Source organism: Streptomyces catenulae, assembly GCF_000718015.1.
Classification (GTDB): domain Bacteria; phylum Actinomycetota; class Actinomycetes; order Streptomycetales; family Streptomycetaceae; genus Streptomyces; species Streptomyces catenulae.
Map to the genome: position 1 here is coordinate 49865 of NZ_JODY01000011.1, position 23140 is coordinate 73004.

At 70.8% G+C, this 23140-nt stretch carries 24 protein-coding genes; 16 read left to right on the plus strand and 8 right to left on the minus strand.

The genetic code is table 11. The annotated features are described in order from the left end of the window. From tpiA to pgi, 4 genes are all read left to right on the plus strand, one after another. Entirely contained in the window at window positions 1–777 is a 777-nt protein-coding gene (gene tpiA, locus IF23_RS0112600; protein WP_030282952.1) for a triose-phosphate isomerase, read from the plus strand. A gap of 158 nt (window positions 778–935) precedes the next feature. Further along, window positions 936–1172 carry a preprotein translocase subunit SecG gene (secG, locus tag IF23_RS0112605; protein ID WP_030282953.1) on the plus strand — a complete coding sequence of 79 codons (237 nt, stop codon included), beginning with the start codon at window positions 936–938 and terminating at the stop codon, window positions 1170–1172. Window positions 1173–1328: 156 nt separating this feature from the next. Continuing rightward, window positions 1329–1664 carry an RNA polymerase-binding protein RbpA gene (locus IF23_RS0112610; protein ID WP_078653942.1) on the plus strand — a complete coding sequence of 112 codons (336 nt, stop codon included), beginning with the start codon at window positions 1329–1331 and terminating at the stop codon, window positions 1662–1664. 210 nt (window positions 1665–1874) lie between these two features. Next, window positions 1875–3527: a glucose-6-phosphate isomerase gene (gene pgi, locus IF23_RS0112615; RefSeq protein ID WP_030282957.1), complete on the plus strand. Its 1653-nt coding sequence runs from the start codon at window positions 1875–1877 to the stop codon at window positions 3525–3527. Between the two features lie 94 nt (window positions 3528–3621). Here the strand turns inward: pgi and pgl are convergent, their stop codons facing one another. The 5 genes from pgl to tkt are packed head-to-tail and all read right to left on the minus strand — an operon-like array spanning window position 3622 to window position 10214. Beyond that, window positions 3622–4404 carry a 6-phosphogluconolactonase gene (gene pgl / locus IF23_RS0112620; RefSeq protein ID WP_030282959.1) on the minus strand — a complete coding sequence of 261 codons (783 nt, stop codon included), beginning with the start codon at window positions 4402–4404 and terminating at the stop codon, window positions 3622–3624. Further along, window positions 4401–5429 (minus strand): glucose-6-phosphate dehydrogenase assembly protein OpcA, encoded by a 1029-nt coding sequence (gene opcA / locus IF23_RS0112625; protein ID WP_030282961.1) that lies wholly within the window; start codon window positions 5427–5429, stop codon window positions 4401–4403. Before opcA ends, pgl begins: the two co-directional genes overlap by 4 nt. Next, window positions 5426–6958, minus strand: a complete 1533-nt coding sequence (gene zwf / locus IF23_RS0112630) for a glucose-6-phosphate dehydrogenase (protein WP_030282963.1) — start codon at window positions 6956–6958, stop codon at window positions 5426–5428. Before zwf ends, opcA begins: the two co-directional genes overlap by 4 nt. A gap of 4 nt (window positions 6959–6962) precedes the next feature. Next, a complete protein-coding gene (gene tal, locus IF23_RS0112635) occupies window positions 6963–8081 on the minus strand; it encodes a transaldolase (protein WP_030282965.1) in 1119 nt (372 codons plus the stop codon). A 45-nt stretch (window positions 8082–8126) separates the two neighbouring features. Next, window positions 8127–10214, minus strand: coding sequence for a transketolase (gene tkt, locus IF23_RS0112640; RefSeq protein WP_030282967.1), 2088 nt, complete (start codon window positions 10212–10214; stop codon window positions 8127–8129). 433 nt (window positions 10215–10647) lie between these two features. Between tkt and IF23_RS0112645 the strand changes: the two genes are divergently transcribed. Then, window positions 10648–11604 carry a heme o synthase gene (locus IF23_RS0112645; RefSeq protein ID WP_030282969.1) on the plus strand — a complete coding sequence of 319 codons (957 nt, stop codon included), beginning with the start codon at window positions 10648–10650 and terminating at the stop codon, window positions 11602–11604. A 118-nt stretch (window positions 11605–11722) separates the two neighbouring features. Next, window positions 11723–12100: a hypothetical protein gene (locus IF23_RS0112650; protein ID WP_030282971.1), complete on the plus strand. Its 378-nt coding sequence runs from the start codon at window positions 11723–11725 to the stop codon at window positions 12098–12100. Between the two features lie 94 nt (window positions 12101–12194). On the opposite strand, the gene IF23_RS0112655 is transcribed toward IF23_RS0112650, so the two are convergent. The 3 genes from IF23_RS0112655 to IF23_RS0112665 all read right to left on the minus strand — a co-directional run bounded on the left by IF23_RS0112655 (window position 12195) and on the right by IF23_RS0112665 (window position 15056). Next, on the minus strand, window positions 12195–13187 hold the full coding sequence (locus IF23_RS0112655; RefSeq protein WP_037678059.1) for a COX15/CtaA family protein: 993 nt from the start codon (window positions 13185–13187) through the stop codon (window positions 12195–12197). A 133-nt stretch (window positions 13188–13320) separates the two neighbouring features. Beyond that, the gene (locus IF23_RS0112660; RefSeq protein ID WP_030282974.1) at window positions 13321–14091 is read right to left on the minus strand and encodes an ABC transporter permease; all 771 of its coding nucleotides are present in this window, start codon (window positions 14089–14091) and stop codon (window positions 13321–13323) included. Further along, complete coding sequence (locus tag IF23_RS0112665) at window positions 14088–15056, minus strand: ABC transporter ATP-binding protein (RefSeq protein ID WP_030282976.1); 969 nt, start codon at window positions 15054–15056, stop codon at window positions 14088–14090. Before IF23_RS0112665 ends, IF23_RS0112660 begins: the two co-directional genes overlap by 4 nt. Before the next feature lie 289 nt (window positions 15057–15345). Between IF23_RS0112665 and IF23_RS0112670 the strand changes: the two genes are divergently transcribed. From IF23_RS0112670 to IF23_RS0112715, 10 genes are all read left to right on the plus strand, one after another. Next, entirely contained in the window at window positions 15346–16182 is an 837-nt protein-coding gene (locus IF23_RS0112670) for a helix-turn-helix transcriptional regulator (protein WP_030282978.1), read from the plus strand. After that, on the plus strand, window positions 16179–17600 hold the full coding sequence (gene sufB / locus IF23_RS0112675) for a Fe-S cluster assembly protein SufB (protein ID WP_030282980.1): 1422 nt from the start codon (window positions 16179–16181) through the stop codon (window positions 17598–17600). The genes IF23_RS0112670 and sufB overlap by 4 nt, the downstream gene beginning before the upstream one ends. Before the next feature lie 86 nt (window positions 17601–17686). After that, window positions 17687–18868, plus strand: a complete 1182-nt coding sequence (gene sufD / locus IF23_RS0112680) for a Fe-S cluster assembly protein SufD (RefSeq protein WP_030282982.1) — start codon at window positions 17687–17689, stop codon at window positions 18866–18868. After that, a complete protein-coding gene (locus tag IF23_RS0112685) occupies window positions 18865–19194 on the plus strand; it encodes a non-heme iron oxygenase ferredoxin subunit (RefSeq protein WP_030282983.1) in 330 nt (109 codons plus the stop codon). The genes sufD and IF23_RS0112685 overlap by 4 nt, the downstream gene beginning before the upstream one ends. 7 nt (window positions 19195–19201) lie before the next feature. Continuing rightward, window positions 19202–19966 carry a Fe-S cluster assembly ATPase SufC gene (sufC, locus tag IF23_RS0112690; RefSeq protein WP_030282985.1) on the plus strand — a complete coding sequence of 255 codons (765 nt, stop codon included), beginning with the start codon at window positions 19202–19204 and terminating at the stop codon, window positions 19964–19966. Next, a complete protein-coding gene (locus IF23_RS0112695) occupies window positions 19963–21219 on the plus strand; it encodes a cysteine desulfurase (protein WP_030282987.1) in 1257 nt (418 codons plus the stop codon). The genes sufC and IF23_RS0112695 overlap by 4 nt, the downstream gene beginning before the upstream one ends. Window positions 21220–21273: 54 nt before the next feature. Further along, window positions 21274–21732 (plus strand): Fe-S cluster assembly sulfur transfer protein SufU, encoded by a 459-nt coding sequence (sufU, locus tag IF23_RS0112700; protein WP_030282989.1) that lies wholly within the window; start codon window positions 21274–21276, stop codon window positions 21730–21732. Next, window positions 21729–22070, plus strand: coding sequence for a metal-sulfur cluster assembly factor (locus tag IF23_RS0112705; protein ID WP_030282991.1), 342 nt, complete (start codon window positions 21729–21731; stop codon window positions 22068–22070). Before sufU ends, IF23_RS0112705 begins: the two co-directional genes overlap by 4 nt. 116 nt (window positions 22071–22186) lie before the next feature. Then, window positions 22187–22507, plus strand: coding sequence for a DMT family transporter (locus IF23_RS0112710; RefSeq protein WP_030282993.1), 321 nt, complete (start codon window positions 22187–22189; stop codon window positions 22505–22507). Then, window positions 22507–23046, plus strand: a complete 540-nt coding sequence (locus IF23_RS0112715; RefSeq protein WP_030282995.1) for a TetR/AcrR family transcriptional regulator — start codon at window positions 22507–22509, stop codon at window positions 23044–23046. Before IF23_RS0112710 ends, IF23_RS0112715 begins: the two co-directional genes overlap by 1 nt. Window positions 23047–23140: the final 94 nt, after the last annotated feature.

Genomic DNA, 23140 nt, shown 5'->3' on the forward strand with positions numbered 1-23140 from the left:
GTGACTGCTCGTACCCCGCTGATGGCGGGCAACTGGAAGATGAACCTCAACCACCTCGAGGCCATCGCCCACGTCCAGAAGCTCGCCTTCGCGCTCACCGACAAGGACTACGACGCCGTCGAGGTCGCGGTCCTGCCGCCCTTCACCGACCTGCGCTCGGTCCAGACCCTGGTCGACGGCGACAAGCTGAAGATCAAGTACGGCGCCCAGGACGTCTCCGCGCAGGACTCCGGCGCGTACACCGGCGAGATCTCCGGCGCCATGCTCACCAAGCTCAAGTGCACGTACGTGGCGATCGGCCACAGCGAGCGCCGCCAGTACCACGGTGAGAACGAGGAGATCTGCAACGCCAAGGTCAAGGCCGCGTACAAGCACGGCCTCACCCCGATCCTCTGCGTCGGTGAGGGCCTGGACGTCCGCAAGGCCGGCAACCAGGTCGCGCACACCCTCGCCCAGGTCGACGGCGCCCTGAAGGACGTCCCGGCCGAGCAGGCCGAGTCCATCGTGATCGCCTACGAGCCCGTCTGGGCCATCGGCACCGGCGAGGTCGCCACGCCCGAGGACGCGCAGGAGGTCTGCGGGGCGATCCGCGGCCGCCTCGCCGAGCTGTACAGCCAGGAGCTGGCGGACAAGGTCCGTATCCAGTACGGCGGCTCCGTCAAGTCCGGCAACGTCGCCGCGATCATGGCGCAGCCCGACGTCGACGGTGCGCTGGTCGGCGGTGCGGCGCTGGACGCGGAGGAGTTCGTGAAGATCGTCCGCTTCCGCGACCAGTAGCAGCTATGACGACGGGCCCGGCCCGTCGTACCCTGTCGGGGCCGGTCCGGCGCTCAGCGCGCGGTCCGGCCCCGCACGATGTCGCCCGTCGCGGTGGTGCCGCGGCCCGTACCGGCGCCCTCGACACCGTCCGTCAGTCCTAGAGAGTTGGTCCAGCCGTGGTCATCGGGTTCTCGATCGCCCTCATCGTCTTCAGCCTGCTGCTGATGATGCTGGTGCTCATGCACAAGGGGAAGGGCGGCGGCCTGTCCGACATGTTCGGTGGCGGTATGCAGTCCTCCGTCGGCGGCTCCTCCGTCGCCGAGCGGAACCTCGACCGCATCACCATCGTCGTGGGTCTCCTGTGGTTCGCCTGCATCGTCGCGCTCGGTGTCCTGATGAAGCTCGGCAGCTGACATACCGTCGGGGACGCGGCCTATCATGGGGCGGCGTCCTGCAGCGGGCGGTAACTCCCGTCACGGGGCGCGCGTTGGGCCTTTCATAGACCGGAGCGCCCGCAGCGCAGCTGCCGCGCGATGCTGTGCAGCACCATTACGCAGGGAGTTACGACCGTGGCAAGTGGCAACGCGATCCGAGGAAGCCGGGTCGGGGCGGGGCCGATGGGGGAGGCCGAGCGCGGCGAGTCCGCACCGCGTACCCGGATCTCCTTCTGGTGCGCCAACGGGCACGAGACGCAGCCCAGCTTCGCCGGCGACGCACAGGTTCCCGACACGTGGGACTGCCAGCGCTGTGGTTTCCCGGCGGGCAAGGACCGCGACAGCCCGCCCGACCCGCCGCGCACCGAGCCGTACAAGACCCACCTCGCGTATGTGCGCGAGCGCCGCAGCGACGCCGACGGCGAGGCGATCCTCGCCGAGGCGCTCGCCAAGCTCCGCGGCGAGATCTGACGCCGCACCGGATGGGCGAACGGCCCGGCCCGGAGAGGGAACAACCCCTCCGGGTCGGGCCGTTGACGTTTCCGGCACCGCACGGCGCGGCGCCCGGCACCGTACCGCCGCCCGTGTGCCGAGAGCGGACAGACCCCTCATATCACGCGCCGATCAACTAAATTGGAGGGCGGCGGGGCCGGTACGAGACGAAGAAGGCTGATGTCCGAGATGAACGCAGAAGGCCGCAGCAGGCTCGATCAGATGCCTGAGTGGACGGCGCTGGGCGCACACCGCGCACGGCTGGGCGATCCCCAGCTGCGCGACCTGTTCGCCCAGGAGCCGGAGCGGGCCGGACGGTACACCCTTCGGGTGGGCGACCTGCACATCGACTACTCCAAGCATCTGATCACCGACGAGACACTTCTGCTCCTGCGCGAGCTGGCCGCGGCGACGGGCGTGGCCGAGCTGCGGGACGCGATGTTCCGCGGCGAGAAGATCAACGTCACCGAGGGCCGTTCGGTGCTGCACACCGCGCTGCGCGCCCCCGGCTCCGCGGTGATCGAGGCCGATGGGCAGAACGTCGTCCCCGCCGTCCACGCCGTCCTCACCAAGATGGCGACCTTCGCCGACCGGGTCCGCTCCGGCGACTGGACGGGCCACACCGGGCGCCGCATCAGGACGGTCGTCAACATCGGCATCGGCGGCTCCGACCTGGGCCCCGCGATGGCGTACGAGGCGCTGCGCGCCCACACCCACCGGGACATGCAGTTCCGCTTCGTCTCCAACGTCGACGGCGCCGATCTGCACGAGGCGCTGCGCGACCTGGACCCGGCCGAGACGCTCTTCGTCATCGCCTCGAAGACCTTCACCACCATCGAGACGATCACCAACGCCACCTCGGCCCGCGCCTGGCTGCTCGACGGGCTGGGCGCCGGTGAGGACGCGGTCGCCCAGCACTTCGTGGCGGTCTCCACCAACGCCGAGAAGGTCGCCGAGTTCGGTATCGACACGGCCAACATGTTCGAGTTCTGGGACTGGGTCGGCGGCCGCTACTCCTACGACTCGGCGATCGGCCTGTCGCTGATGATCGCCATCGGGCCGGAGCACTTCCGGGAGATGCTGGCCGGGTTCCACCTCGTCGACGAGCACTTCCGCACCGCCCCCGCCGAGGAGAACGTCCCGCTGCTGCTGGGCCTGCTCGGCATCTGGTACGGCAACTTCTTCGACGCCCAGTCGCACGCCGTCCTGCCGTACAGCCACTATCTGTCGAAGTTCACCGCCTATCTCCAGCAGCTCGACATGGAGTCGAACGGCAAGTCGGTGGACCGCGAGGGCCGTCCGGTGCAGTGGCAGACCGGCCCGGTCGTCTGGGGCACGCCCGGCACCAACGGCCAGCACGCCTACTACCAACTGCTCCACCAGGGCACCAAGATGATCCCGGCGGACCTCATCGGCTTCGCCCGCCCGGTCGAGGACCTGGCGCCCCGGCTCGTCGCCCAGCACGATCTGCTGATGGCCAACCTCTTCGCCCAGGGCCAGGCGCTGGCCTTCGGCAAGACGCCGGACGAGGTGCGCGCCGAGGGCGTCGCCGAGGAGCTGGTGCCGCACCGGACGTTCCGCGGCAACCACCCCACCACCACGATCCTCGCCACCGAGCTGTCCCCGTCCGTGCTGGGCCAGTTGATCGCCCTCTACGAGCACAAGGTGTTCGTCCAGGGCGCGGTGTGGAACATCGACTCCTTCGACCAGTGGGGCGTGGAGCTGGGCAAGCTCCTCGCCCGGCGGGTCGAACCGGCGCTCACCGACGGCGCCGAGGTGCCGGGTCTGGACGCCTCGACGGCCGCCCTGGTCGCCACCTACCGCGAGCTGCGCGGCCGTTGAGCCACCGGGCGGCGCACCGACGCGCCGCCCGCCGCCGTACGACGAAGGGCTCCCGCACCGGTGAGGTGCGGGAGCCCTTCGTGCGTGCCGTGGGTCAGGCGGAGGCCGGACGGTAGAGGTCGCGCGGCAGCTGGGAGGCGGCCGCCTCGTCCAGCAGCCACAGGGTCCGGCTGCGGCCCCGGGCACCGGCGGCCGGGGCCTGGATCTCCCCGGCGCCGGAGAGCGCGATGGCCGCGGCCTGCGCCTTGTCCGCACCGGCGGCCAGCAGCCACACCTCACGCGCCGCGCGGATCGCGGGCAGCGTCAGCGTGACCCGGGTGGGCGGCGGCTTCGGCGCACCGTGCACCCCGACCACCGTCCGCTCGTCCTCCCGCACCCCCGGCAGCTCCGGGAAGAGGGAGGCGACATGGGTGTCCGGGCCGACGCCGAGCAGCAGGACGTCGAACGACGGCACCGGACCGTGGTCCTCCGGGCCCGCGGCGGCGGCCAGCTCGGCGGCGTACGCCTCGGCCGCCGCGTCCGCGTCGTTGCCGTACGGGCCACCGGCCGGGGCCATGGCGTGGACCCGCGCCGGATCGAGCGGTACGGAGTCGAGCAGCGCCGCACGGGCCTGGGTCTCGTTGCGCTCCGGGTCGCCGTCCGGCAGGAACCGTTCGTCGCCCCACCACAGGTCGAGGCGGGCCCAGTCCACGGCGTCCCGGGCGGGCGCCTCGGCGAGGGCCGCGAGCAGCCCGTTGCCGTTGCGTCCGCCGGTCAGCACCACGGAGGCGGAGCCCCGGGCGGCCTGGGCGTCCACGATCTTCGTGATCAGCCGGGCCGCCGCGGCCTGCGCCATCAGCTCCTTGTCGCGGTGGACGACGACCTGCGGCGCGCTCACTTGGCCGCCGCCTTCTTCGCGGCGGTCTTCTTCGGCGCGGGCTTCGCCGCGCCCTCCCCGCCGCCCTTCGCGGGCATCTCCGGCGCGGTGGTCCGCGCCGTCTCGCTCAGCCGCTCCACGCCGTACTTCAGCGCGGCGGCGAAGGTGTCGTCCGGGTCGAGGCGGCGCAGCTCCTCGGCGAGCAGCTCGGAGGTCTCCCGCCGCTTGAGCGCCACCGCACGGTCGGGCTGGCCCTGCATCGACAGGGTGGCCAGCGAACCGTCCGGCCGGTCCAGCACGATCGGCCCGCAGCTGGTCTCCAGCCGCACCGCGGTCAGGCCGGGGCCGGACGAGACGGTGCGCTCGACGGGGACGTTCAGCCGACTGGCGAGCCACATGCCCAGCAGCTCGCAGCTGGGGTTGAACTCCTCGCCCTCCACCACCGCGGAGGAGATCTCGCACGGCATCTGGTCCAGCGCCGCCGCGAGCATCGAACGCCACGGGGTGATCCGGCTCCAGGACAGGTCCGTGTCGCCGGGGGTGTACGTGGCGGCGCGGTCGGTCAGCTCCTGGATGGGCTGCTCGGAGGCGTAGGCGTCGGTGACCCGGCGCTGGGCCAGCGCGCCGAGCGGGTCCTTCGCCGGGTCCAGCGGACCGTTGACCGCCCACCAGACGACGACGGGCGCGTCCGGCAGCAGCAGCGGCAGCACCACGGACTGGGCGTGGTCGATCGCCTCGCCGTACAGCCGCAGCACGACCGTTTCGCCCGTACCGGCGTCCGCGCCCACCCGGACCTCGGCGTCCAGCCGGGCCTTGGCGCGGTCGCGCGGGGTGCGGCTGACCCGCTTGATGACGACCAGGGTCCGCGAGGGGTGCTCGCGGGACGCCTCGTTGGCCGCCTTCAGGGCGTCGTAGGCGTTCTCCTCGTCGGTGACGATGACGAGGGTGAGCACCATGCCGACGGCGGGCGTGCCGACGGCGCGGCGGCCCTGCACCAGCGCCTTGTTGATCTTGCTGGCCGTGGTTTCCGTCAGATCGATCTTCATGGGCGACGCCAGCTCCGTCCGTCTCGTGCGAGCATTTCGTCCGCCTCGGCGGGGCCCCAGGTACCGGCCGGGTACTGCGCCGGCTTGCCGTGGCGGTCCCAGTACTCCTCGATCGGGTCGAGGATCCGCCAGGACTGCTCGACCTCCTCCAGCCGCGGGAAGAGGTTGGCGTCACCCAGCAGCACATCGAGGATGAGCCGCTCGTACGCCTCGGGGCTCGACTCCGTGAAGGACTCGCCGTAGGCGAAGTCCATGGAGACGTCCCGCACCTCCATCGAGGTGCCCGGGACCTTCGAACCGAAGCGCACGGTCACGCCCTCGTCCGGCTGCACCCGGATGACCAGGGCGTTCTGGCCCAGCTCCTCCGTGGCGGTGTGGTCGAAGGGGGAGTGCGGCGCCCGCTGGAAGACCAGCGCGATCTCGGTGACCCGGCGGCCCAGCCGCTTGCCGGTGCGCAGGTAGAAGGGGACGCCCGCCCAGCGGCGGTTGTCCACCTCCAGCTTGATCGCGGCGTAGGTGTCGGTCTTCGACTTGGGGTCGATGCCGTCTTCCTGGAGGTAGCCGACGGCCTGCTCGCCGCCCTGCCACCCGGCGGTGTACTGCGCCCGCACCGTCTCCTTGCCCAGCTCGGCGGGGAGCCGCACGGCGCCGAGGACCTTGGTCTTCTCGGCGACCAGCGCGTCCGCGTCGAACGAGGACGGCTCCTCCATGGCGGTCAGCGCGAGCAGCTGGAGCAGGTGGTTCTGGATGACGTCCCGCGCCGCGCCGATGCCGTCGTAGTAACCGGCCCGGCCACCGATGCCGATGTCCTCGGCCATGGTGATCTGCACATGGTCGACGTACGAGCGGTTCCACAGCGGCTCGAACATCGTGTTGGCGAAGCGGAGCGCCAGGATGTTCTGGACCGTCTCCTTGCCGAGGTAGTGGTCGATGCGGAAGACCGCCTCGGGCGGGAAGACCTCGTGGACGACCTGGTTGAGCTCCTGGGCGCTCTTGAGGTCGTGGCCGAAGGGCTTCTCGATGACGGCGCGCCGCCAGGAGCCGTCCTTCTGGTCGGCGAGCCCGTGGTTCTTGAGCTGCTTGACGACCGTGGGGAAGAACTTGGGCGGCACCGACAGGTAGAAGGCGAAGTTGCCGCCCGTGCCCTGCGCCTTGTCCAGCTCCTCTATCGTCGCCTTCAGCGTCTCGAACGCCGCGTCGTCGTCGAAGTTGCCCTGGACGAAGCGCATCCCCTGGATGAGCTGCTGCCAGACCTCCTCACGGAACGGCGTCCGCGAGTGCTGCTTGACGGCGTCGTGCACCACCTGCGCGAAGTCCTCGTCCTGCCACTCGCGCCGGGCGAAGCCGATGAGGGAGAAGCCGGGCGGGAGCAGACCGCGGTTGGCGAGGTCGTACACCGCCGGCATCAGCTTTTTCCGCGACAGATCGCCCGTGACGCCGAAGATGACCAGGCCCGACGGCCCCGCGATACGCGGGAGCCGTCGGTCCGCGGCGTCACGAAGCGGGTTCGCTCCATGAACTGCGGTCAAGGTGTCAGCCCTCCGAAGGAGCGAGGCGCTTGAGCTCCGCCTCGGTGGACTTGAGCAGGTCGTTCCAGGAAGCCTCGAACTTCTCCACGCCCTCGTCCTCCAGCAGCTGCACGACCTCGTCGTACGAGATCCCGAGCTTCGCGACGGCGGCGAGGTCCGCACGGGCCTGCTCGTAGGTCCCGCGGACGGTGTCGCCGGTGATCCGGCCGTGGTCACCGGTCGCCTGGAGGGTGGCCTCCGGCATGGTGTTGACCGTGCCGGGCGCGACCAGCTCGTCGACGTAGAGGGTGTCCTTGTACGCCGGGTCCTTGACGCCGGTCGAGGCCCACAGCGGACGCTGCTTGTTGGCCTGCGCCTTGTCCAGGGCGGCCCAGCGCTCGGAGGAGAAGACCTCCTCGTACGCCTCGTAGGCCAGGCGGGCGTTGGCCAGCGCGGCCTTGCCCTTGAGGGCCTTGGCCTCGTCCGTGCCGAGGGCCTCCAGCCGCTTGTCGATCTCGGAGTCGACGCGGGAGACGAAGAACGACGCCACCGAGTGGATCTGCGAGAGGTCCAGGCCCGCGGCCTTCGCCTTCTCCAGGCCCGCCAGGTAGGCGTCCATCACCTCGCGGTAGCGCTCCAGCGAGAAGATCAGCGTGACGTTGACGCTGATGCCCTTGGCGATGACCTCGGTGATCGCCGGCAGACCCGCCTTGGTGGCCGGGATCTTGATGAGGGTGTTGGGCCGGTCCACCAGCCACGCCAGCTGCTTCGCCTCGGCGACGGTCGGCGTGGTGTGGTGCGCCAGGCGCGGGTCGACCTCGATGGAGACCCGGCCGTCCTGGCCGTCGGTGGCGTCGAAGACCGGCCGCAGGATGTCGGCGGCGTCGCGGACGTCCGCCGTCGTGATCATGCGGATGGCTTCCTCGACGGTGACCTTGCGGGCGGCGAGGTCGGCGACCTGCCGGTCGTAGCCGTGGCCGTCCGAGATCGCCTTCTGGAAGATCGACGGGTTGGTGGTGACACCGACGACGTGCTGCTGGTCGATCAGCTCGGCGAGGTTGCCGGACGTGATGCGCTGGCGCGACAGGTCGTCCAGCCAGATCGCGACGCCTTCATCGGAGAGGCGCTTGAGTGCGTCTGTCATGGGGGATTGCATCTCCTACTAGTGCTACTGGTTCGTGTACCGGCGTCAGCGCGCGGTGGCTTCCAGCGATTCCCGGGCGGCGGCGGTCACCGCGTCGGCGGTGAAGCCGAACTCGCGGAAGAGGACCTTCGCGTCGGCCGAGGCGCCGAAGTGCTCCAGCGACACGATCCGCCCGGCGTCCCCGACGTAGCGGTGCCAGGTCAGACCCACGCCCGCCTCGACGGCGACCCGCGCCTTCACGGACGGCGGCAGCACGCTGTCGCGGTAGCTCCGCTCCTGCTCCTCGAACCACTCGACACAGGGCATCGACACGACCCGGGTGGGCACGCCCGCGGCCTGCAGCTGCTCGCGCGCCTCGACGGCGAGCTGTACCTCGGAACCGGTGCCGATCAGCACGACCTGCGGTTCGCCACCTTCGGCGTCGAAGAGGACGTAGCCGCCCTTGGCCGCGTCGTCGTTCGCCTCGTACGTCGGCACGCCCTGGCGGGTCAGCGCGAGGCCGTGCGGGGCGCCCACGCCGAACTCCTTCGTGTAGCGCTTCAGGATCTCGCGCCACGCGATGACGGTCTCGTTGGCGTCGGCCGGGCGCACGACGTTCAGGCCCGGGATGGCGCGCAGCGAGGCCAGGTGCTCGACCGGCTGGTGGGTCGGGCCGTCCTCGCCCAGACCGATGGAGTCGTGCGTCCACACGTACGTCACCGGCAGGTGCATCAGCGCGGAGAGCCGGACGGCGTTGCGCATGTAGTCGGAGAACACCAGGAAGGTGCCGCCGTAGATGCGGGTGTTGCCGTGCAGCGCGATGCCGTTCATCTCCGCGGCCATGGAGTGCTCGCGGATGCCGTAGTGGATCGTGCGGCCGTACGGGTCGGCGCCCGGCAGCGGGTTGCCCACCGGCAGGAACGACGAGGTCTTGTCGATGGTGGTGTTGTTGGACCCGGCGAGGTCGGCGGAGCCGCCCCACAGCTCGGGCAGCACCCCGCCCAGCGCGGCCAGCACCTTGCCGGAGGCGGCGCGGGTGGCGACGGCCTTACCGGTCTCGAACGCCGGGAGGTGCTCCTCCCAGCCGGTCGGCAGCTCTCCCGCGGCGATGCGGTCGAACTCGGCGGCGCGCTCCGGGTTGGCGGTGCGCCAGGCGGCGAACGCCTTGTCCCACTCGGCGCGGGCGTCCCGGCCGCGGTCCAGCGCCTCGCGGGTGTGGGCCAGGACCTCGGGGGTGACCTCGAAGGACTGCTCGGGGTCGAAGCCCAGCACGCGCTTGGTGGCGGCGACCTCGTCGGCGCCCAGCGCCGAACCGTGCGCGGCCTCGGTGTTCTGCGCGTTCGGGGCGGGCCAGGCGATGATCGAACGGGCCGCGATGAACGACGGGCGCCCGGTCTCGGCCTTGGCCGCCTCCAGCGCACGGGCCAGACCGATCGGGTCCAGGTCGCCGTTGGGCAGCTGCTCGACGCGCTGGACGTGCCAGCCGTACGCCTCGTACCGCTTGAGGGTGTCCTCGGAGACCGCGGTCTCGGTGTCGCCCTCGATCGAGATGTGGTTGTCGTCCCAGAGCAGGACGAGGTTGCCGAGCTTCTGGTGGCCCGCGAGGGAGGACGCCTCGGCGGAGATGCCCTCCTGGAGGCAGCCGTCACCGGCGACGACCCAGATGGTGTGGTCGAACGGGGAGGTGCCCGGGGCGGCCTCCGGGTCGAACAGACCGCGCTCGTAGCGGGCGGCCATCGCCATGCCCACGGCGTTGGCGACACCCTGGCCCAGCGGGCCGGTGGTGGTCTCGACGCCGGTGGTGTGGCCGTACTCCGGGTGGCCCGGGGTCTTGGAGCCCCAGGTGCGGAACGCCTTCAGGTCGTCCAGCTCCAGGCCGTACCCGGCGAGGAAGAGCTGGATGTAGAGGGTCAGGCTGGAGTGGCCGGCGGAGAGGACGAACCGGTCGCGGCCGGTCCAGTCCGCGTCGGCCGGGTCGTGCCGCATCAGCTTCTGGAAGAGAAGGTAGGCGGCCGGAGCCAGGCTCATGGCCGTACCAGGATGGCCGTTTCCGACCTTCTGCACGGAATCCATGGCCAGGACGCGGACGGTATCGACGGCCCGCTGGTCCAGTTCGGTCCACTCGATGTCTGTGGTGGTCGGCTTGGTGCTCACCCTGAGTCAGGGCTCCTCTCCACATGTCGAATGCCGCGGACGGTATGTCCGCCAGGCGGTGTCGAGCCTACCCCCGCCGGTGCGTCCGTCTTTTCGACGCGGAGTCGGCCGCGCCGCCCGGCGGAGTACGCGTCACCGCGGGCAACCGGCGCCGTATCTCCGGCAATCCGGACGCGGGGGACGCGCCCCCTGTTCCCCAGACTGACGGGAGGTGTTCGCCTTCGCCTCTTGTAAGAGGGGACGGGGGCCGCGGGGCGGGGCGTCCGGCGACGCCGTAGGGGAAGCCAACACGAGCGGACCCCGGCGAAGATCGCGGTATGGCCAACGTCTAAAGTGGCGTGGTACGCGCAAGCCTCGCGGCCGCCAGGGCCGGATGCGCTTGCTGGCCTTATCTCCGCGGCGGAAGCCGCTGATGTTACTTCCAGGGGTGTGCGTGACGGCCGTCCAATCCCGTCCTGCGGGGACGCTCTCTCAGAGCCCCGGGAGTCCGAACCCCGGCCACCGGCCGTTCGGTGCCCGCGTCAAGGCGTTCATCGCGCTCACCAAGCCGCGCGTCATCGAGCTGCTGCTGATGACGACGGTGCCGGTGATGTTCCTGGCCGCCGGTGGCGTCCCGGACCTGTGGCTGGTGCTGGCCACCTGTATCGGCGGCTACCTCTCGGCGGGCGGCGCGGCGGCGTACAACATGTACATCGACCGCGACATCGACGCGCTGATGGACCGCACCGCCCAGCGTCCGCTGGTGACGGGCATGGTCTCGCCGCGGGAGTGCCTGGTCTTCGCGACCGCGCTCTCCATCGGCTCGACCGCGTGGTTCTGGTACCTCGTCAATCCGCTGTCGGCGATGCTCTCGCTGGGCGCGATCCTCTTCTACGTCGTCGTCTACACGATGATCCTGAAGCGGCGCACCAGCCAGAACATCGTCTGGGGCGGTATCGCGGGCTGTATGCCGGTCTTCATCGGCTGGTCCTCGGTGACCAACTCGGTCTCCTGGGCCGCGGCCATCCTCTTCCTGGTGATCTTCTTCTGGACGCCGCCGCACTACTGGCCGCTGTCGATGAAGGTCAAGGACGACTACGAGCGCGTCGGCGTCCCGATGCTCCCGGCGGTCGCCGGGAACAAGGTCGTCGCCCGGCAGATCGTCACCTACAGCTGGGTGATGGTCGCGGTGTCGCTGCTGCTCCAGCCGCTGGGGTACACCGGCTGGTTCTACACCGTGGTCGCGCTGGCCTGCGGCGCGTTCTGGCTGCGGGAGGCGCACGGCCTCCAGGCCCGCGCCAAGGCGGGGATCACCGGGCCGAAGCTCAAGGAGATGCGGCTCTTCCACTGGTCGATCACGTATGTCTCGCTGCTCTTCGTCGCCGTCGCGGTGGACCCCTTCCTCCGCTGACCCGTAGGTCCTCGCTCCACGGCCCGTCCGGCACGCTCCGGGCGGGCCGTCGCGCTGCCCGGGGCCGGGCGGTGGGCGCCCCTCCCCAAGAGTCCTACCGGTGGGTAGCATCGGGGGCATGGCAGACACCAAGCAGGCGGACGAGCAGCCGGCGGCCGAAGAGCGGACCGACGCGCGGGTGGAGAAGCGGACCGGGCGGCACGCGGCGCGGCTCGCCAAGGAGATGCGGGCCTTCGCGGGCGCGCACGGCGGCAGCACCGAGGGGCAGCTCGCGCACATCGGCCGCGGCAAGATCCGCGTCGCCCTCGTGGGCGCCGACGGCGAGTGGGGCAACCTCGTCGCCGACTCCCGGGAGGAGGCCCGGCGGGGCGCCGAGCAGGCCGGTATCGCCCTCCAGGACGACTTCGACGGCGACCTCGCCGCCAAGGTCCGCACCGGCCGCTACGAGTGGACCCGGATGGCCGGTATCCAGGTCGGCGGCCCGGCCAACGGCTGACCCCGCCGCCGTCGTACGAAGGAGCCCACCGGGCGCGTGACCTGCACGCGCCCGGTGGGCTCCGTTCCGTACGGGGTGCCCCGAGGGGCGGCGGTCAGCCCGCGGCGGCCGGTTCGGCGGGCCGGACGGCCTCGGCGGGGCCGCTCGACTGCTCCGGCAGCTCCACGAGCGGACCGCGGTCGCGCATCGCCAGCACCACCCGCAGCGCCGCGATCCACACCAGCGTCGAGCCGAGCATGTGCAGCCCGACGACCAGCTCCGGCAGTCCGAAGAAGTACTGGATGTAGCCGATGACGCCCTGGAGGAGCAGGCAGAACACCAGGTCGCGGACGGCCCGGCGGGGCGCGGTGGGTGCCTTGACCGCGCGCAGCGTGAACCACAGGGCGATCGTCAGGCCGACGACGATGTAGACGAAGTCGACGTGCAGCTGGGTGACCTCGCGCCAGTCCAGCGGGATGCGGTGCACCTTCCGGGCGTCGCCCGCGTGCGGCCCGGTGCCGGTGACGAGGGTGCCGACCAGCGTCAGCGCGCCGGTCGCGCCCAGCAGCACCCACGCCAGCTGACGGACCGGCCGGGCGACCATGTCGCGGGGCGCGTCATCGCCCTCCCGGGCGCGCCACCAGGTCACCACGGCCACCGTGAGCAGCCCGGTGGTGAGCAGGAAGTGCGCGGCGACGATGTACGGGTTGAGGCCGGTCAGGACCGTGACGCCGCCGACGACGGCGTTGCCCATGACGATCCAGAACTGTGCCCAGCCGAGCCGGGTCAGCGACCGGCGGCGCGGCGAGCGGGCCCGGGCCGCGATGATGAACAGGCCGATCACCGCGCACAGCACATACGTCAGCATGCGGTTGCCGAACTCGATCAGACCGTTGATGCCCATCGCCGCCGTCGGCGTCAGGCTGTCCGGCGTGCAGCGCGGCCAGGTGGAGCAGCCGAGGCCGGACTGGGACAGCCGGACCGCGCCGCCCGTGACGACGATGATGACGGCCATCACGACGGTGGCCAGCGCGGCCCGCCGCACGAAGCGCGCGGACGGCTGGCAGCTGCGGGCGATCAGCTCTAGGGGGTTCAGCGTTTTCGGCACGGGGGACATCGTAGGCGCCGCCTTGTGCAAAGTTTCACGAGGGGTGCACAGCGCTCAAGACGGTGCGTAGTGCGCCGGAACGGCCCGCGCCCCGGCGTGCGCGGGGCACGGTCCGGGGCGCGGCGGCGGTCGGCTACTCCCAGCGGAAGAACCGCGCCGCCGCGCCCAGCCCGAGCACCGCCCAGACGGCGAGGGTGCCGAGGTCGCCCCAGGGGAGCGCGGCGCCGTGCTGGAGGACGGCGCGCAGCCCGTCGGAGAGCGCCGAGATCGGCAGCAGCCCGAGGACGGTCTGCGCCGCGTCCGGGAACTTCGTCAGCGGCACGATGACCCCGCCGCCCACCAGGAGCAGCAGGAAGACGAGGTTGGCGGCGGCCAGCGTCGCCTCGGCCCGCAGCGTGCCGGCCATCAGCAGCCCGAGCCCGGAGAACGCCGCCGTCCCCAGGACGAGCAGCGCGGCGACCGCGAGCGGGTTGCCCTGCGGCGACCAGCCCAGCGCCAGCGCCACCACGGTCAGCAGCGCGACCTGGAACACCTCGGTGACCAGCACCGCGCAGGTCTTCGCGGTCATCAGGCCCCAGCGCGGCAGCGGCGAGGCGGCGAGCCGCTTGAGGACGCCGTAGCGCCGCTCGAAGCCGGTGGCGATGGCCTGCCCGGTGAACGCCGTCGACATCACGGCGAGCGCCAGCACACCGGGCGCCAGGAAGTCGACGGCGCGGCCCGCGCCGGTGTCGATGATGTCGACGGCGGAGAAGAGCACCAGCAGCAGCGTCGGGATGACGACCGTCAGCAGCAGCTGCTCGCCGTTGCGCAGCAGCATCCGGGTCTCCAGCGCCGCCTGCGCACGGATCATCCGCCCCAGCGGAGCGGCCCCGGGCCGCGGGGTGAACGTACCTGTCGCGGTCATCCCCGCAGCTCCTTGCCGGTGAGGTCCAAAAAGACGTCCTCCAGGGTGTGGCGTTCGACGGCGATGGCGTCGGGCAGGACGCCGTTCTGGGCGCACCAGGAGGCGACGGTGGCCAGCATCTGGGGGTCGACGGTGCCGGTGACGCGGTAGCTGCCTGGGGACGGCTCGGTGGTGGTGCTGTCCTCGGGGAGCGCCTTGCGCAGCGAGGCCAGGTCGAGTCCGGGCCGCCCGGTGAAGCGCAGGGTGTTCTCCGCGCCGCCCCGGCACAGCTCGTCGGGGGTGCCCTGGGCGATGACCCGGCCGCCGTCGATGATCGCGACATCGTCGGCCAGCTGCTCGGCCTCGTCCATGAAGTGCGTGGTCAGCACCACGGAGACGCCGTCGGTCCGCAGCTCGCGGACGAGGTCCCAGGTGGCGTGGCGGGCCTGCGGGTCGAGTCCGGCGGTCGGCTCGTCCAGGAAGACCAGCTCGGGGCGGCCGACGACGGCCATCGCCAGCGCGAGCCGCTGCTGCTGGCCGCCGGAGAGCCGCCGGTAGGTGGTGCGCCCGCAGCTGCCCAGGCCCAGCCGCTCGATGAGCAGGGGCACGTCGACGGGGTCGGCGTGCAGGGAGGCGGTGTGCCGAAGCATCTCCTCGGCGCGGGCGCCGCTGTAGACGCCGCCGGACTGGAGCATCACGCCGATCCGGGGCCGCAGCCGCGCCGCGTCGGCGACCGGGTCCAGGCCCAGCACCCGGACGGTTCCGGCGTCCGGGCGGCGGTAGCCCTCACAGATCTCGACGGTGGTGGTCTTACCGGCGCCGTTGGGGCCGAGGAGGGCGGTGACGCCGCCGCGCGCGACGGTCAGGTCGAGGCCGTCCACCGCGGTCTTGGGGGACCGGGAGCCGTACCGCTTGACCAGGCCGGTGACCTCTACGGCGGGCGCGCTGCCGGGGGTCCGGGGGCTCCCCGGGGAGGTGCTGGGCATGCCCGGCAGTCTACGGAGCCTCCGGCGGGCGGCCGCCGCCGGGCCGGTTCCGCGGAGCGGGGGCCGGGGTGGGGGTGGCCGTCCCCGGGTGGGCCGGTCCGGTGAAGATTTTTTCCACGGATTTCCGGGCATCCGCGCGGTGATCGCGGTCCGCGTCCGACCCGCTCAACAGAGGGCTTCCGGGCCTCCCGGCACCCCTTCGTTTAGGTAACCCTAAGTGATCGAGGACACCGTTGGGTGGCCCTGTCGAGGGTTGTCGCGGCTCGCGGAATTACGCAACAATGGCGTTGTGAAAAACGCGAGCGAGGAGCGGAAGGGATCCCCGGCCGGTACGGCCGCCGGGGCGCGCCCGGTCGTCTCCGAGCAGCCCACCCGGGGTGGCGCCGCCCCGCAGGACGAGCAGCAGGGCACCCGCAACCGCGTGGCCCGCTCCATCCTCGATCACGGTCCGTCCACCGCCGCCGAGCTGGCGCTGCGCCTGGAGCTGACCCAGGCGGCCGTCCGCCGTCACCTGGACGCACTGGCCGCCGACGGCGTCGTCGAGCCCCGTGAGAAGCGGGTCTACGGCGCCCGGGGCCGCGGCCGCCCCGCCAAGGCGTTCGCCCTGACCGACTGCGGCCGGGACGCCTTCGACCAGTCCTACGACGAGCTGGCCGCCGACGCCCTGCGCTGGATCGCGGAGAGCGCCGGTGGCGGCGAGAAGGGCGAGGCGGCGGTCGCCGCGTTCGCCCGTGCCCGGCTGGCCGCACAGGCCGAGGGGTACCGCCGCGCCGTGGAGGCCGCCGGGCCCGAGGGGCGCACCCAGGCCCTGGCCGAGGCATTGACCGCGGACGGGTACGCTGCTACGGCGCGCAGCGCGCCCAATTCCCAGCTCGGTGAACAGCTCTGCCAGCACCACTGCCCGGTCGCCCATGTCGCCGAGCAGTTCCCGCAGCTGTGCGAGGCGGAGACCGAGGTCTTCTCCCGTCTGCTGGGGACCCATGTACAGCGGCTCGCCACCATCGCCCACGGCGACGGGGTGTGCACGACCTTCGTCCCGAAGGCGGGCGCGCACGGCACCACCGCGCCCGACACCACGAAGACCACCACAGCATCTGCAAGCACGGCCGGGAGGAACCCCGCATGACGCTCCCCACGGAGACTGCCCACCCCGAGCTCGACGGACTGGGCAAGTACGAATACGGCTGGGCCGACTCCGACGTGGCCGGAGCCTCCGCCAAGCGCGGTCTGTCCGAGGCCGTCGTCCGCGACATCTCGGCCAAGAAGAACGAGCCGGAGTGGATGCTCAAGCTCCGTCTCAAGGGTCTGAAGCTGTTCGGCAAGAAGCCCATGCCGAACTGGGGCTCCGACCTCTCGGGCATCGACTTCGACAACATCAAGTACTTCGTCCGCTCCACCGAGGAGCAGGCCGCCTCCTGGGAGGACCTGCCCGAGGACATCAAGAACACCTACGACAAGCTGGGCATCCCCGAGGCGGAGAAGCAGCGTCTGGTCGCCGGTGTCGCCGCGCAGTACGAGTCCGAGGTCGTCTACCACCAGATCCGTGAGGACCTGGAGGAGCAGGGCGTCATCTTCCTGGACACCGACACCGCGCTCAAGGAGCACCCGGAGCTCTTCCAGGAGTACTTCGGCACGGTCATCCCGGTCGGCGACAACAAGTTCGCGTCGCTGAACACCGCGGTCTGGTCCGGCGGCTCCTTCATCTACGTCCCCAAGGGTGTCCACGTCGACATCCCGCTCCAGGCCTACTTCCGGATCAACACCGAGAACATGGGCCAGTTCGAGCGGACGCTGATCATCGTCGACGAGGGTGCCTACGTGCACTACGTCGAGGGCTGCACCGCCCCGATCTACAAGTCCGACTCGCTGCACTCCGCGGTCGTCGAGATCATCGTGAAGAAGGGCGGCCGCTGCCGCTACACGACGATCCAGAACTGGTCGAACAACGTCTACAACCTCGTCACCAAGCGCGCCGTCGCCTACGAGGGCGCGACGATGGAGTGGATCGACGGCAACCTCGGCTCCAAGGTGACCATGAAGTACCCCGCGGTCTACCTCATGGGCGAGCACGCCAAGGGCGAGACGCTCTCCATCGCCTTCGCGGGTGAGGGCCAGCACCAGGACGCCGGTTCCAAGATGGTCCACATGGCGCCGAACACCTCCTCCAACATCGTCTCCAAGTCGGTGGCGCGCGGCGGCGGCCGCACCTCGTACCGCGGTCTGGTCGAGATCGGTGAGGGCGCGGCGGGCTCCAAGTCCAATGTGCTCTGCGACGCCCTGCTCGTCGACACCATCTCCCGCTCGGACACCTACCCCTACGTCGACGTCCGCGAGGACGACGTGTCGATGGGCCACGAGGCGACCGTCTCCAAGGTGAGCGAGGACCAGCTCTTCTACCTGATGGCCCGTGGCCTGACGGAGTTCGAGGCCATGGCGATGATCGTGCGCGGCTTCGTCGAGCCGATCGCCAAGGAGCTCCCGATGGAGTACGCGCTGGAGCTCAACCGGCTGATCGAGCTGCAGATGGAAGGCGCGGTCGGCTGACGGCCACGGAACACCCCTGACCGACGCGGCGGCCTTCCCCCGGGAAGGCCGAGTATCGCAACCAGAAAGCGAGCACGACGACAGCCATGGCTGAGGCTCAGAACATCCCGGCGGGTTCCACGACCACCGGTTCCATCGCGGTGGCCGCGGAGTCCACCGTCGCCACCCGCATGAGTGCGCCGCCCTCCTACGACGTGGCGGACTTCCCGGTGCCGCACGGCCGGGAGGAGGAGTGGCGGTTCACCCCCCTCGCCCGCCTGAAGGGCCTGCACGACGGCACCGCGGTCACCGAAGGCGGCGTCCTCGTCTCCGTCGAGACCCCGGCGGGCGCCACCCAGGAGACCGTGGACCGCGACGACCCGCGGGTCGGCAGGGCCGGTACCCCCGTGGACCGTGTCGCCGCGCAGGCGTACACCTCCTTCGAGAAGGCGTCCGTCGTCACCGTCCCCAAGGACACCCAGCTCACCGAGCCGATCCGGATCGATGTGCAGGGCCAGGGCGGCACCGCCTTCAAGCACCACGTCATCGAGCTGGGCGCGTTCGCCGAGGCGGTCGTCGTCATGGACCACACCGGTGACGCCACCTTCGCGGCCAACGTCGACTACCTCCTCGGTGACGGCGCGAAGCTGACCGTCGTCTCCGTGCAGGACTGGGCCGACACCGCCGTCCACGCCGGTCAGCACAACGCGCTGATCGGCCGCGACGCGAGCTTCAAGTCCGTCGTCGTCACCTTCGGCGGCGACCTCGTCCGGCTGCACCCGCGGGTCACCTACGCGGCGCCCGGCGGCGAGGCCGAGCTGTACGGCCTGTACTTCACCGAGGCCGGTCAGCACCACGAGCACCGCCTCATGGTCGACCACGACACCCCCAACTGCCGCTCGCACGTCACGTACAAGGGCGCCCTGCAGGGCGACGACGCGCACGCGGTGTGGATCGGCGACGTCCTCATCCAGGCCGCCGCCACCGGCACGGACACCTACGAGCTGAACCGCAACCTCGTCCTCACCGACGGCGCGCGGGTCGACTCGGTCCCCAACCTGGAGATCGAGACCGGCGAGATCGTCGGCGCCGGTCACGCCTCGGCGACCGGCCGCTTCGACGACGAGCAGCTCTTCTACCTGATGGCCCGTGGCATCCCGGCCGAGGAGGCCCGCCGCCTGGTCGTGCGCGGCTTCTTCGCCGAGCTGATCCAGCAGATCGGTCTGCCGGACGTCGAAGAGCGTCTGATGGCCAAGATCGAGGCCGAGCTGGAAGCGGCCGCGGCATGAGCTACGTACGTGTGGCGACGCTGGGCGAGCTGGCGGAGGACACCCCCAAGCGGGTGGAAATCGACGGCACGCCGGTCTCCCTCGTCCGTACCGAGGGCGAGGTGTTCGCGATCAACGACATCTGCTCGCACGCGAACGTCTCCCTGTCGGAGGGCGAGGTCGAGGACTGCTCGATCGAGTGCTGGCTGCACGGATCGAGCTTCGACCTGCGCACCGGCAAGCCGTCCGGCCTCCCCGCGACGCGCCCCGTCCCCGTTTACCCCGTCAAGATCGAAGGAGAGGGCCCGGAAGCCTCCGTGCTCGTCTCCGTCACCCAGGAGTCCTGAGTTCCCCATGGCAACGCTTGAGATCCACGACCTGCACGTCTCCGTCGAAGCCGAGAACGGCCCGCGCGAGATCCTGAAGGGCGTCGACCTGACCGTGAAGCAGGGCGAGACGCACGCCATCATGGGCCCCAACGGCTCCGGCAAGTCGACCCTCGCGTACTCCCTCGCCGGTCACCCCAAGTACACGATCACCGGCGGCACCGTCACCCTCGACGGCGAGGACGTCCTGGAGATGTCCGTCGACGAGCGCGCCCGCGCCGGTGTCTTCCTCGCCATGCAGTACCCGGTCGAGGTCCCCGGCGTCTCCGTCTCCAACTTCCTGCGCACCTCCGCCACCGCCGTCCGCGGCGAGGCCCCCAAGCTGCGGCTGTGGGTCAAGGAGGTCAAGGAGGCCATGGAGCGTCTCTCCATGGACCCGGCGTTCGCCGAGCGCAACGTCAACGAGGGCTTCTCCGGCGGCGAGAAGAAGCGCCACGAGATCCTCCAGCTGGAGCTGCTCAAGCCGAAGATCGCGATCCTCGACGAGACCGACTCCGGCCTCGACGTCGACGCGCTGCGCACCGTCTCCGAGGGCGTCAACCGCGTCCGCGAGTCCGGTGAGGTCGGCACCCTGCTGATCACCCACTACACGCGCATCCTGCGCTACATCAAGCCCGACCACGTCCACGTCTTCGCGGCCGGTCGCATCGTCGAATCCGGCGGCGCCGAGCTGGCCGACAAGCTGGAGGCCGAGGGCTACGAGGAGTACACGAAGGGCGGCGCGACCCTGTGACACGGATTCCGGGCCTCCTCGACACCGAGGCGATCCGCAAGGACTTCCCCCTCCTGGACCGCCAGGTCCACGAGGGCAAGAAGGTCGTGTATCTGGACAACGCGGCGACCTCGCAGAAGCCGCGCCAGGTGCTCGATGCGCTGAACGCCTACTACGAGCGCCACAACGCCAATGTTCACCGCGGTGTCCATGTCCTCGCCGAGGAGGCCACGGAGCTGTACGAAGGCGCCCGCGACAAGGTCGCCGCCTTCATCAACGCGCCGAGCCGCGACGAGGTGATCTTCACCAAGAACGCCTCCGAGTCGCTCAACCTCGTGGCCAACATGCTCGGTTGGGCCGATGAGCCGTACCGCGTGGACCACGAGACCGAGATCGTCATCACGGAGATGGAGCACCACTCCAACATCGTCCCGTGGCAGCTGCTCTCGCAGCGCACCGGCGCGAAGCTGAAGTGGTTCGGCCTCACCGACGACGGCCGGCTCGACCTCTCCAACATCGACGAGGTCATCACCGACCGCACCAAGGTCGTCTCCTTCACCCTGGTCTCCAACCTCCTGGGCACCATCAACCCGGTGGAGACGATCATCCGCCGGGCGCAGGAGGTCGGCGCGCTGGTCGTCATCGACGCCTCGCAGGCCGCCCCGCACATGGTGCTGGACGTCCAGGCCCTCCAGGCCGACTTCGTGGCCTTCACCGGCCACAAGATGTGCGGCCCGACCGGCATCGGCGTCCTCTGGGGCCGCCAGGAGCTGCTGGAGGACCTCCCGCCGTTCCTCGGCGGCGGCGAGATGATCGAGACCGTCTCGATGCACTCGTCGACGTACGCCCCCGCGCCGCACAAGTTCGAGGCGGGGACGCCCCCGATCGCGCAGGCCGTCGGCCTCGGCGCGGCCGTGGACTACCTCTCCGCGATCGGCATGGACAAGATCGCCGCGCATGAGCACGCGATCACCGAGTACGCCGTCAAGCGGCTGCTGGAGGTCCCGGACCTGCGCTTCATCGGTCCGTCCACGACCGAGGACCGCGGCGCGACGATCTCCTTCACGCTCGGCGACATCCATCCGCACGACGTCGGCCAGGTGCTCGACGAGCAGGGCATCGCGGTCCGGGTCGGCCACCACTGCGCGCGGCCGGTCTGCCTGCGGTACGGAATTCCTGCGACCACCCGTGCGTCGTTCTATCTGTACTCCACCCCGGCCGAGGTCGACGCCCTGGTCGAGGGCCTGGAGTACGTCCGCAATTTCTTCGGTTAGACAGACAGAGCGGTAGACCACGCACAGCGGATGAGGACGAGGACTGACTGAGCCGTGAAGCTGGATTCGATGTACCAGGACGTCATCCTGGACCACTACAAGCACCCGCACGGGCGCGGTCTTCGGGACGGCGATGCCGAGGTGCACCACACCAACCCCACCTGCGGGGACGAGATCACCCTGCGGGTGCGGTTGGACGGCACGACCGTCGCGGACGTGTCCTACGACGGCCAGGGCTGCTCCATCAGCCAGGCCAGCGCCTCGGTGCTCAACGACCTGCTGGTCGGCAAGGAGCTGGGGGAGGCGCAGCGGATCCAGGAGACCTTCCTGGAGCTGATGCAGTCCAAGGGCAAGCTGGAGCCCGACGACGCGATGGAGGAGGTGCTGGAGGACGCCGTGGCGTTCGCCGGTGTCTCGAAGTACCCGGCACGGGTGAAGTGTGCCCTGCTCAGCTGGATGGCCTGGAAGGACGCCACGGCCAAGGCCCTTTCCGAGGAGGCGACAACCGCATGACCGACACGCCCGAGAACACCCTGACCAAGCCGGCCTCGGAGGAAGAGGTCCGCGAGGCCCTGTACGACGTCGTCGACCCCGAGCTGGGGATCGATGTCGTCAACCTCGGCCTGATCTACGGCATCCACATCGACGACGCCAACATCGCCACCATCGACATGACGCTGACGTCCGCGGCCTGCCCGCTGACCGACGTCATCGAGGACCAGGCGAAGTCCGCGACGGACGGCATCGTCAACGAGCTGAAGATCAACTGGGTCTGGATGCCCCCGTGGGGTCCCGACAAGATCACCGACGACGGCCGCGAGCAGCTGCGCGCCCTGGGCTTCAACGTCTGACCGACGCCCCGTCACCCCGTACGGCCGTGCCCTCCGCCACCGCGGAGGGCACGGCCGTCGGTGTGTGCGGCACCGGGATGTGTACATCTGTACGCATCGCCGGTTAGGCTCCCGCCATGGGCTATCTGACGCTGGCCGGGGCGATCCTCTCGGAGATCCTGGCGACCACCGCGATGAAGTACAGCGACGGCTTCAGCAGGCTGTGGCCCTCGCTCGCCACACTGGTCGGCTATCTCGTCGCCTTCACCCTGCTCGCCCGGACGCTCAAGACGATGAGCGTCGGCACCGCGTACGCGATCTGGGCCGGGGCCGGTACGGCGGTGATCGCGGCGATCGGCATGATCTTCCTCGGCGAGAGCACCGGCCCGCTGAAGATCCTCGGGGTGCTGCTGGTCATCGCGGGCGTCGTGGTGCTGCACGTGGGCGGTGCGCACTGATGGCGCGGCGGCACGACCCAGAGCGGCGGCAGCGGATCATCGACGCGGCGATCGGCGTGGTCGCGGATCGCGGCATCGCCGGGCTCAGCCACCGCGCGGTCGCCGCGGCCGCCGATGTGCCGCTCGGCTCGACGACGTACCACTTCGCCACTCTCGACGATCTTCTCGTCGCCGCGTTGGAGCAGGTCAACGCCGGGTGGCTGGCGGACTTCGGCCGCTGGGCGGACGGGCTGGACGGCGCCGCCCCGGCCGCCGACGACGTGCTGCGGCTGGTCGCCGACACGCTCGCCGGGGACCGTACCCGGGTGACGCTGGAGTACGAGTTGTATCTGGCGGCGCTGCGCCACCCCCGGCTGCGGCCGCTGGCCGCCGACTGCCTCGACGAGATGGCCCGGGTGCTCGCCCGCCGCACCGGCGATCTGCCCACCGCCCGCGCCCTGGTGGCCTTCTCCGACGGGCTGATGCTCCAGCACCTGCTGACCGGCCGGCCCTTCGAACCGGAGGCGCTGCGGGACGGGTTGACGGCGGCGCTGGTCTGAGGGCGGGCGTCCGGGCGTTCGCGGTCGGCGGGCGCCGGGCCGGGCGGGCACCGGTCGCCGGGCCCGAGCGATGAGACCGGTTCGCCTCGGCGGG